This is a genomic window from Mammaliicoccus fleurettii, from assembly GCF_003970575.1.
GTDB lineage: Bacteria > Bacillota > Bacilli > Staphylococcales > Staphylococcaceae > Mammaliicoccus > Mammaliicoccus fleurettii.
Genome location: NZ_RXWZ01000021.1, coordinates 1 through 10,296, shown reverse-complemented (window position 1 = coordinate 10,296; position 10,296 = coordinate 1). Strand labels below are relative to the sequence as shown.

General features: G+C 32.0%; 9 protein-coding genes and 1 pseudogene. All 10 read left to right on the top strand.

The features are described from left to right. Nucleotides 1-300: 300 nt before the first annotated feature. Nucleotides 301-1,965 (top strand): acetolactate synthase AlsS, encoded by a 1,665-nt coding sequence (alsS, locus tag CD129_RS01200; RefSeq protein ID WP_115336955.1) that lies wholly within the window; start codon nt 301-303, stop codon nt 1,963-1,965. Nucleotides 1,966-2,023: 58 nt separating this feature from the next. After that, nucleotides 2,024-2,728, top strand: a complete 705-nt coding sequence (gene budA / locus CD129_RS01195) for an acetolactate decarboxylase (RefSeq protein ID WP_115336956.1) — start codon at nt 2,024-2,026, stop codon at nt 2,726-2,728. A gap of 17 nt (nt 2,729-2,745) precedes the next feature. After that, on the top strand, nt 2,746-4,350 hold the full coding sequence (locus tag CD129_RS01190) for an L-lactate permease (protein ID WP_103170144.1): 1,605 nt from the start codon (nt 2,746-2,748) through the stop codon (nt 4,348-4,350). Between the two features lie 329 nt (nt 4,351-4,679). Next, nucleotides 4,680-4,805 (top strand): annotated as a pseudogene (locus CD129_RS13370) (M23 family metallopeptidase); the annotation flags it as partial. Nucleotides 4,806-4,918: 113 nt separating this feature from the next. Next, nucleotides 4,919-5,353 carry a redox-sensitive transcriptional regulator HypR gene (hypR, locus tag CD129_RS01180; protein ID WP_002511808.1) on the top strand — a complete coding sequence of 145 codons (435 nt, stop codon included), beginning with the start codon at nt 4,919-4,921 and terminating at the stop codon, nt 5,351-5,353. Then, nucleotides 5,340-6,662, top strand: coding sequence for a hypothiocyanous acid reductase MerA (gene merA, locus CD129_RS01175; protein WP_002511807.1), 1,323 nt, complete (start codon nt 5,340-5,342; stop codon nt 6,660-6,662). The genes hypR and merA overlap by 14 nt, the downstream gene beginning before the upstream one ends. A 195-nt stretch (nt 6,663-6,857) precedes the next feature. Further along, nucleotides 6,858-7,172 carry an ArsR/SmtB family transcription factor gene (locus CD129_RS01170; protein ID WP_002511806.1) on the top strand — a complete coding sequence of 105 codons (315 nt, stop codon included), beginning with the start codon at nt 6,858-6,860 and terminating at the stop codon, nt 7,170-7,172. Between the two features lie 2 nt (nt 7,173-7,174). Next, entirely contained in the window at nt 7,175-8,464 is a 1,290-nt protein-coding gene (gene arsB / locus CD129_RS01165) for an arsenite efflux transporter membrane subunit ArsB (RefSeq protein WP_040762716.1), read from the top strand. A gap of 17 nt (nt 8,465-8,481) precedes the next feature. Then, a complete protein-coding gene (gene arsC, locus CD129_RS01160) occupies nt 8,482-8,883 on the top strand; it encodes an arsenate reductase (thioredoxin) (RefSeq protein ID WP_002511804.1) in 402 nt (133 codons plus the stop codon). A 262-nt stretch (nt 8,884-9,145) separates the two neighbouring features. Then, nucleotides 9,146-10,234, top strand: a complete 1,089-nt coding sequence (locus tag CD129_RS01155) for a YecA family protein (protein WP_115336957.1) — start codon at nt 9,146-9,148, stop codon at nt 10,232-10,234. Nucleotides 10,235-10,296: the final 62 nt, after the last annotated feature.

Here is a 10,296-nt window from a genome sequence, read left to right as displayed (position 1 = left end):
TACATATTTGTTATAGGTGCCATTCTAATATGGAATGGCACCTATAACAAATATGTATTTTATTTATATGTTGCAGTATTTTATAATAAATATGTAATCAATTTACAGCGCAAATTATTCGTAATGACATGCCATGGTATAGGACTAAATGTGAGCGGCGCTAATTTAGAGTATTAAATATGAATTTTTCATAATAATATAATGTGAATAATTTTTTAATACATTGTAAAGTTAATGATTTAATTTATTTGCAATGATTAATGGTTTTTTCATTAAAGTTTGAAAGGAAATGAATGTAAAATGGCTGACAAAAATTATACAGCAGCAAATATGGTAATAAACACTTTGAAAAATAATGGTGTGAATTATGTATTCGGTATCCCAGGTGCTAAAATTGACTACTTATTCAATGCACTTGAAGATGACGGTCCAGAACTTATTGTAACGCGTCATGAGCAAAACGCGGCAATGATGGCACAAGGTATAGGACGCTTAACAGGTAAACCAGGTGTTGCCTTAGTAACAAGTGGCCCAGGGGTAAGTAATTTAACGACTGGGCTTTTAACAGCGACATCAGAAGGAGACCCTGTATTAGCATTAGGTGGACAAGTTAAACGTAACGATTTATTACGTCTAACGCACCAAAGTATTGATAATGCAGCATTATTAAAATCTTCAACAAAATATAGCGAAGAAGTTCAAGATCCAGAGTCATTATCAGAAGTTATGACAAATGCGATGAGAACTGCAACTTCAGGTAAAAATGGCGCAAGTTTCATAAGCATACCGCAAGATGTTATTTCTGCACCGGTTGAATCACAAGCGATTGCACTTTGTCAAAAACCTAGTTTAGGTGTGCCAAGTGAACAAAACGTTAATGAAGTAATTGAAGCGATTAAAAACGCGAAATTCCCTGTATTATTAGCAGGTATGAGAAGTTCAAGTTCAGACGAAACGAATGCAATCCGTAAATTAGTTGAAAAAACAAATTTACCAGTTGTAGAAACATTCCAAGGTGCAGGTGTGATTAGTCGTGAATTAGAATCCCATTTCTTTGGTCGTGTTGGTTTATTCCGTAACCAAGTAGGTGACGAATTATTAAGAAAAAGTGACCTTGTTGTTACGATTGGTTATGATCCAATTGAATATGAAGCGAGCAATTGGAATAAAGAATTAGATACTAAAATTATTAATATAGATGAAATTCAAGCGGAAATTACAAATCATATGCAACCAGCAAAAGAATTGGTTGGTAATATTGCTGGCACAATGGAACTTATTTCTGACAAAGTCGATGAACCTTTTGTCAGTCAAAAACATTTAGACGAATTAGAAACTTTAAGAGCGCATATACTTGAATCAAGTGGTATCAAACCAACACATGAAGATGGCGTGTTACACCCAGTTGAAGTCATTGAGTCAATGCAAAAAGTATTATCAGATGATACAACAGTAACTGTAGACGTAGGTAGTCACTATATTTGGATGGCACGTAAATTTAGAAGTTACAATCCAAGACACTTGCTATTCAGTAATGGCATGCAAACGTTAGGTGTTGCATTACCATGGGCTATTTCAGCTGCTTTAGTACGTCCTAATACACAAGTTGTATCTGTTGCTGGCGATGGCGGTTTCTTATTCTCAGCACAAGACTTAGAAACAGCTGTACGTAAAAATCTTAATATCATCCAATTAATTTGGAATGACGGTAAATATAACATGGTTGAATTTCAAGAAGAAATGAAATATGAACGTAGTTCAGGCGTAGATTTTGGTTCAGTTGACTTCGTTAAATATGCTGAATCATTTGGTGCTAAAGGATTACGTGTAACAAATCAAGAAGAATTAGAAGCGGCAATTAAAGAGGGATACGAAACTGAAGGACCAGTATTAATTGATATCCCAGTGAATTACAAAGATAATGTTAAACTTTCAACAAATATGTTACCTGACGCTTTTAACTAATATCGAATTAAACGGTGAAAATGATTAATTATTTATCAAAATAGGAGTGAATAAAGTTATGACTAACGTACTATATCAACACGGCACACTAGGTACATTGATGGCAGGCCTTTTACAGGGTACTGCTTCAATCAATGATTTATTAAAACATGGAGACATTGGTATTGCGACTTTAACAGGTTCAGATGGTGAAGTGATTATCGTTGATGGTAAAGCTTATCATGCCAACGAACATAAAGAATTTGTAGAATTGGTAGGTGACGAATTATCACCATATGCAACAGTATCAAGATTTACACCTGATAAAACGTATAGCACGAGCAATAAACCTTCAGCAGAAGTTTATGATGAAGTTAAAGAAAAAATGTTAAGTAAAAATTTATTTTCTGCTGTTAAAATTTCAGGTACATTTAAAAAAATGCATGTACGTATGATGCCAGGACAAGAACCACCATATACAAGATTGATTAACTCAGCGAATAGACAACCTGAACAAATTGAAGAAAATATCAAAGGTTCTGTTGTAGGATTCTTCACGCCAGAATTGTTCCATGGTATTGGTTCAGCAGGTTTCCATGTTCATTTCGCTAATGATGACCGTAATTTTGGCGGACACGTATTGGATTTTGAAGTTTCAGACGTTACGGTAGAAATTCAAAACTTTGAAACATTTGAACAACATTTTGCTGTCGATGATGAAGCATTTACAAATACGGACATTGACTACAAAGATATTGCAAAAGAAATAAGACAAGCAGAATAAAGGAGTAGCGAGCAAATATGTTAGTTGAAAGTTTTAACCCTTTTAATAATTTGCTACTTTCAAGTATTGTAGCCGCAATACCAATTATATTATTTTTATTATGTTTGACTGTATTTAAAATGAAAGGTATATATGCAGCAATTACAACATTAATCGTAACAATTATTGTTGCTATGCCATTCTTTAAATTACCAGGAAGTATTGCAGGCGGTGCTACTTTAGAGGGCTTTTATCAAGGCATTATCCCAATCGGATTTATTGTAATCATGGCAGTTTGGTTATATAAAATTGCTACAAAAAGTGGCCAATTTGATATTGTTCAAGATAGTATCGCGAGTGTCTCACGAGACCAACGTGTTCAATTATTATTGATTGGCTTCGTATTTAATGGATTTTTAGAAGGTGCTGCAGGCTTTGGCGTACCTATTGCTATTTGTGCAGTTTTATTAACTCAAATAGGTTTTAAACCTTTGCAAGCTGCGATGTATTGTTTAGTAAGTAATGCAGCTGCAGGTGCATATGGTGCGGTAGGTATACCAGTTGCAATTGTAGATACGTTGAATTTACCAGGCGACGTAACGTCATCTCAAGTAGCGTTAATTGGTAATTTAACATTAGGCTTTATTAGTTTTGTTGTGCCATTTTTATTAATGTATATTATGGATGGCTTTAAAGGTGTGAAAGAAACTTTTCCAGCCACTTTAGTTGTGGCAGTTACTTTCACAATTTTACAAGTACTTATTGCAGCTTTTGCTGGACCAGAGTTGGCTGATATTATTCCTGGTCTGGTAGCAATGAGTGCATTAGCATTGTTCTCAAGAAAATGGCAACCTAAAAATATTTTCAGAATTAATAAAGATGAAAAAGCAGATGCAGTGCCTAAACATTCTATGGGACATATCACTTATGCATGGAGCCCGTTTATCATTTTAACGATTGTTGTGATGATTTGGAGTTTACCAGCATTTAAAGGTTTATTTGAAAAAGGTGGTGCCCTTAGTGCACTCGCTGTGCACTTTAATGTGCCAGGAACAATGAATGCTGTGACTAATAAACAGAATGAACTAACATTCAATTTCTTTGCTCAAACAGGTACAGCTATTCTAATTACAGTGATCATTACAATTATTATTGCGAAAAATATGAGCTTTAAAACTGCTGTTCATTTACTGGGTCTCACAGTTAAAGAATTATGGGTTTCGGTGTTAACCATTTGTTTCATTTTAGCAGTATCCAAAATCACAACATATGGTGGACTAAGTAATGCTATGGGACAAGGCATATCTAAAACGGGTGCTGCCTTTCCATTACTATCACCACTACTTGGTTGGATTGGTGTATTTATGACGGGATCTGTCGTAAACAATAATTCATTGTTTGGGCCAATTCAAGCCTCTGTTGCTGAACAAATTGGTACAAAAGGTTCATTACTTGTTGCAGCTAACGTAGCTGGTGGTGTAACTGCTAAGATTGTATCACCACAATCTATTGCTATCGCTACAGCAGCAGTTAATAAAGTAGGTAAAGAATCAGAACTGATGAAAATGGCAATGCGTTTCAGTATCGGATTGTTAATTCTCGTTTGTATTTGGACATTTATTTGTAGTTTATTTATCTCATAAAATGAATTATAAAATACTAGCATAAAAAAGGACGTACATCCCGAAAGTCGGATTGAAAATCTAACTTATCGGGCTGTTTTTTTAATTTATGTGCTGCAAATGTGATGATTACTAGAAGCATGTATGATATTGGTAGACAATCTAGTAAATTATAAGTATTTTCTGGACTTTAAAAAGATGAAAGTGTCTTTGTAATAATCAGTTATAAGTATACAGTGCTAGCAATAACTGTAATTTTCCGTATCCAATTGGTAAACTGGATATAAAGCTATTTTAATTATACTTATATAACAATAGTGAAATTGCTTAGTTAGCTGAAAGGAGGTTAACAAATTGGACAATCAGGTAATACTGGTAATTCAACAGCACCACACTTGCATTTTCAACGTATGCAAGGTGGCGTAGGTAATGAATATTCAGTTAATCCAGATTCTTATATCAACAACAATCAATAATTTTATCAGAAAAAATCACGTCTTATTATAGGCGTGATTTTTTTATTTGAACTTAAGAAGTAGATATGTTTAAATATAATTGTTATAGTTACATTTAAAAAGGAGATGATTCATTGAATTTAGAATTTAATATCGCGGTTCACGTATTAACTTTCTTAAGTAAACATTCATCTGAAAGATTTAGTAGTGTCGAATTGTCATCAAAAGTTTGTGTTAATCCTGTGCAATTAAGAAGAGTTATGAGCAAACTATTAGAAGAAGGTTACATTACAACACAAAAGGGCAAATATGGAGGGTATCGAATAAATGGTAATGTGTTAGATACGCCATTATCCAATTTATTTAAATTATTCGCTTCTAGTCAATCATTTGGCAGAATTTACACAGGTACAAAAGAAAGTGACTGTAAAATTTCAAATGAAATGAGTCGAGTAATGTCAAACTACCATCGAAAAGAATTTGAAATAATAGAAAAATATTATCAAAATATTTCTATTGGAGATATATTAAACGATATTTTAATGGAGGGTTACAATGAAAAAGTATGATTTATTAATTTTAGGGTTTGGTAAAGGTGGAAAAACACTAGCAAAAACAGCTTCAGCTCAAGGGAAACAAGTAGCAGTTGTTGAACAATCCAAAAAAATGTATGGTGGTACATGTATCAATATCGGCTGTATTCCATCTAAAACATTAGTGCACGAAGGATTAGAAAGTGGATCGTTCAATCAAGCATTTGAGCGTAAAGAAGAAGTCGTAACGGCCCTTAATAAAAAGAATTATCATAACCTAGCAGACGATGAAAATATAACAGTATTAGATTACAAGGCTAGCTTTAAATCCAATACGGAAGTAGACTTATTAGATGAACAAGGCAAAGTTGTAGATACTTTAACAGCAGATGACATTGTGATAAATACTGGTGCAACACCTGTTATTCATGATATCAAAGGTATTAAAGAATCTAAACATTTATATGATTCTACAGGAATAATGAATTTAAGCGAACAACCTAAACGGTTAGTTATTGTTGGCGGAGGATATATTTCTTTAGAATTCGCATCTATGTTTTCGAACTTTGGTACACAAGTGACTGTATTAGAAGCGAATGATAAATTAATGGCAAGAGAAGATGAAGAAATCGTTTCACATGCGATTAAAGATTTAGAAGATAAAGGTGTAAAATTCGAGTTAGGTGCTCAAACTTCAGAATTTGAAGATAAAGATGGATATACAATCGCTAAAACGAATAAAGGTGATTTTGAAGCAGAAGCGGTATTACTCGCAATTGGTAGAAAGCCAAATACTGACTTAAATTTAGAAAACACTGATATTAAACTAGGTGAACGTGGCGAAATAGAAGTCAATAATCAGTTGGAAACAGCTGTCAAACATATCTATGCAATAGGTGATGTAAAAGGTGGCATGCAATTCACTTATATTTCTTTAGATGACTTTAGAATTGTTAAAGACAAATTATTCGGTTCAGGTGCTCGCACTACAGAAAATAGAGGTGCAGTACCTTATACGGTATTTATAGATCCTCCATTATCTCGTGTAGGATTGACTGCTAAAGAAGCAAAAGAACAAGGGTATGAAATTAAAGAAGGTAAACTACCAGTAAGTAATATACCTCGTCACAAAATTAATAATGATCCTAGAGGTCTGTTTAAAGTTGTGATAGACGCAACAACAAATAAAGTACTTGGCGCTACTTTATATGGTTTACAATCCGAGGAAATCATTAATTTAGTAAAACTGACAATTGACCAAAATATTGACTATACAGTTTTACGTGACAATATATATACACATCCTACTATGATAGAATCATTTAATGATTTATTTAATATTTAATTATATATAAATGTAATAAAGGCACATCACATATTGACGAATTGTTCAATAATGTGGATGTGCCTTTTTTTATTGAAACGACATTAACTACTCTTCATCCCGATTTTAATACTTGTAATTACGATACAGTCAAACAACTACATAGACATATATCTATATAGTTGTTAATCTATTTAATATCTAGGAGGTAGATATATGTCTTATAAAGAACTCTCAACAATATTAAAAGTGTTATCAGATCCAAGCAGATTGGAAATATTAGACTTACTTTCTTGTGGTGAATTATGTGCTTGTGATTTGTTGGAGCACTTTCAATTCTCACAACCAACACTCAGTCATCATATGAAGTTATTAGTAGATAACGAATTAGTTTATACACGTAAAGATGGTAACAAACATATGTATCAACTTAATCATGTTATTTTAGATGATATCAATCAAAATATAAACATTATTAACACATATAACCAACGTTGTGTATGTAAAAATATAAAATCAGGTGAATGTTGATGATGACGACTTTAGCAATTGTAATTTTTCTTTTAACTTTAATCTTTGTGATATGGCAACCTAAAGGTTTAGATATTGGTATTACAGCTTTAATTGGGGCGGTCATCTCTATTATTACAGGTGTTGTTAGCTTTTCTGATGTACTAGAGGTAACAAGTATCGTTTGGAATGCCACTTTAACATTTGTAGCTGTTATTCTTATTTCATTAATATTAGACGAGATTGGATTTTTTGAATGGTCTGCAATACATATGGTCAAAGCTTCAAACGGTAACGGCTTAAAAATGTTTGTATATATTATGCTATTAGGATCAATAGTAGCTGCATTTTTCGCAAATGATGGTGCAGCTTTAATCTTAACGCCAATTGTATTAGCGATGGTAAGAAATTTGGGTTTCAGTAAAAAAACAATATTCCCTTTTATTATTGCAAGTGGATTTATTGCTGATACTACATCACTTCCATTAATTGTGAGTAATTTAGTAAATATCGTTTCTGCTGATTACTTTAATATTGGATTTATTGAGTACTTTAGTCGAATGATTATTCCAAATATATTCTCTCTGATCGCTAGCATATTTGTATTATGGCTTTATTTCAGAACATCTATACCAAAAACTTTCGAAAAAAAGCATCTTATGAACCCAAATGATGCAATTAAAGACTTAAAATTATTTAAGATTTCTTGGCTAGTATTAGCAATATTACTTGTAGGCTATCTTGTTAGTGAGTTTATTCAAATCCCTGTATCGATCATTGCTTGTACGATTGCACTTATCTTTGTGATCTTAGCTCGTAATTCTCCTGCAGTTCATACTAAACAAGTGATTAAAGGTGCACCATGGAATATTGTTCTATTTTCTATAGGTATGTACTTAGTTGTATTTGGATTAAAAAACGTTGGCATCACATCAATTTTAGCTGAAGTATTATCTAATATTTCAAGTCATGGATTATTCAGTAGTGTTATGGGCATGGGCTTTATATCAGCATTTTTATCATCCATTATGAATAATATGCCTACTGTCTTAATCGATGCTATAGCGATTGGACAATCTAATGTAGTAGGAACCATTAAAGAAGGTATGGTTTATGCCAATATAATAGGTTCTGATTTAGGACCGAAAATCACACCGATTGGTTCTTTAGCAACATTATTGTGGCTACATGTGTTAACACAAAAAGGTGTAAAGATTTCGTGGGGAATATATTTTAAAACTGGAATCATTATTACTATTCCGGTACTATTTGTCACACTCTTAGGTTTATATCTCACACTAATTATATTTTAAGAAAAGAGGCTTTAACTATGGATAAGAAAACAATTTATTTTTTATGTACTGGCAACTCTTGTCGTAGCCAAATGGCAGAAGGTTGGGGAAAGAAAATTTTAGGTGACAGTTTTTATGTCTATTCTGCTGGAATTGAAACACATGGTGTTAATCCAAAAGCAGTAGAAGCTATGAAAGAAGTAGGTATTGATATCTCAAATCATACATCAGACTTGATTGATAATGATATCTTAAGACAATCAGATTTAGTCATAACATTATGTAGCAATGCAGATGATAATTGTCCCATCATACCACCTAACGTCAAAAAAGAACACTGGGGATTTGATGATCCAGCAGGAAAAGAATGGTCAGAATTTCAACGTGTTAGAGATGAAATCGGAAGTAGAATACAAGAATATAAAGAAACGCTCGTATAATGCGAGCGTTTCTTTATATAGTTGATACAGTTGAAATTTTAAAAAATTATAGCATATTGCTGAATTTATAGAGATATATTCCTTAAAAATTGAATAGGGTGCAATTATATGATATATAATACTTGATACATATATAAATAAGTAAAATTTATCTTACTTTATAAACCGCATCATTAACTGATAAGCAGAAGCGTATCATAAATAAAACTAAGAAATAGGTTGTTCATAATATAAAAAATTTTGGAGGGAGAATTAACAAAAAATGAGTTCAGTCATGAGAACAGGAAGAAATGATCCATGCCCATGCAATAGTGGTAAAAAATATAAAAAATGTTGCCTTATTAAGACAGATGAAACAAAACTTGCAGAAGCGTTTATTTATTCTACTCAATCAATGGAAAGAAATGCTCGTATTAAACAGTGCCTTCATCCAGAGAAAGACAAATGTGATGGTAAAATAAGCAAAGCTCACGCCATACAAAATAATAAAATATTAAATAAAGTTGCAGAAAATGGACATCTTATAACGACAGATGGAAATTCAAATATAATTTTTCAAGATATACGAGAAAGAGGAAGGAAAATAGCGACTACATTTTCAGGATTTTGTAATTATCATGATAAAATACTATTTCAAAAAATTGAAGATTGTGAATTTATTGGAACACAGGAGCAAGTTTTCTTTTTAACATATAGAACTATGGCATGGCATTATCATAAAAAACAGGAACAACTAAAAGCCAATTCTATACTAAAAGAAAGAATGGATGCACACGGTTTTGACATGTTATTGTTAGAAAATTTTAGTGTGCTTGAAAATGGACTTGAATTAGGTATGGAAGATAACATTAATGAAAAATTAATTTTTGATGATTTATTAATTAATAACGATTTTGATAAAGTTAATTTTAGCATATGGGAATTACCTTATGAAGCTGAATTTGCTATTTCAATGAAATATGGATTAGAATATGATATTCATGGTAATCGAATAAACAACCTTAAAATAGATAGCAATATAGAAAACATATATTTAAATATTTTTCCTGAAAACTCTAAGACATATTGTATATGGTCGTGGTTAAAAGAAAATGATGATAAGTATTTAGAATTTTCAAATCAGTTTATGAAATTAAATGAAATTGATAAAGAAAACTACCTTAATAATAAACTACCTAGATGGAGTGATTCACTTATTATTTCACCAAGGTTATGGAAAAAATGGGGGACTGGCATTCAAGATTCATTTGTTACACATATGAATTTTGACTTTTTATATAGCATGTATGAAGAAGAATCATCAAACTACGAATATGTCTTTATGGGTTCTGTTGCAAAGTTGAATTTATAGTATAATTTTAACAAAAAGGAGTCTTCTGTATGAACTATTTCAGATATAAACAATTTAACAAG

Excerpts from the sequence above, each read along its gene's own strand:
- alsS (WP_115336955.1), top strand. The coding sequence starts at position 301 with ATGGCTGACAAAAATTATACAGCAGCAAATATGGTAATAAACACTTTG.
- budA (WP_115336956.1), top strand. The coding sequence starts at position 2,024 with ATGACTAACGTACTATATCAACACGGCACACTAGGTACATTGATGGCA.
- CD129_RS01190 (WP_103170144.1), top strand. The coding sequence starts at position 2,746 with ATGTTAGTTGAAAGTTTTAACCCTTTTAATAATTTGCTACTTTCAAGT.
- merA (WP_002511807.1), top strand. The coding sequence starts at position 5,340 with ATGAAAAAGTATGATTTATTAATTTTAGGGTTTGGTAAAGGTGGAAAA.
- CD129_RS01170 (WP_002511806.1), top strand. The coding sequence starts at position 6,858 with ATGTCTTATAAAGAACTCTCAACAATATTAAAAGTGTTATCAGATCCA.
- arsB (WP_040762716.1), top strand. The coding sequence starts at position 7,175 with ATGACGACTTTAGCAATTGTAATTTTTCTTTTAACTTTAATCTTTGTG.
- arsC (WP_002511804.1), top strand. The coding sequence starts at position 8,482 with ATGGATAAGAAAACAATTTATTTTTTATGTACTGGCAACTCTTGTCGT.
- CD129_RS01155 (WP_115336957.1), top strand. The coding sequence starts at position 9,146 with ATGAGTTCAGTCATGAGAACAGGAAGAAATGATCCATGCCCATGCAAT.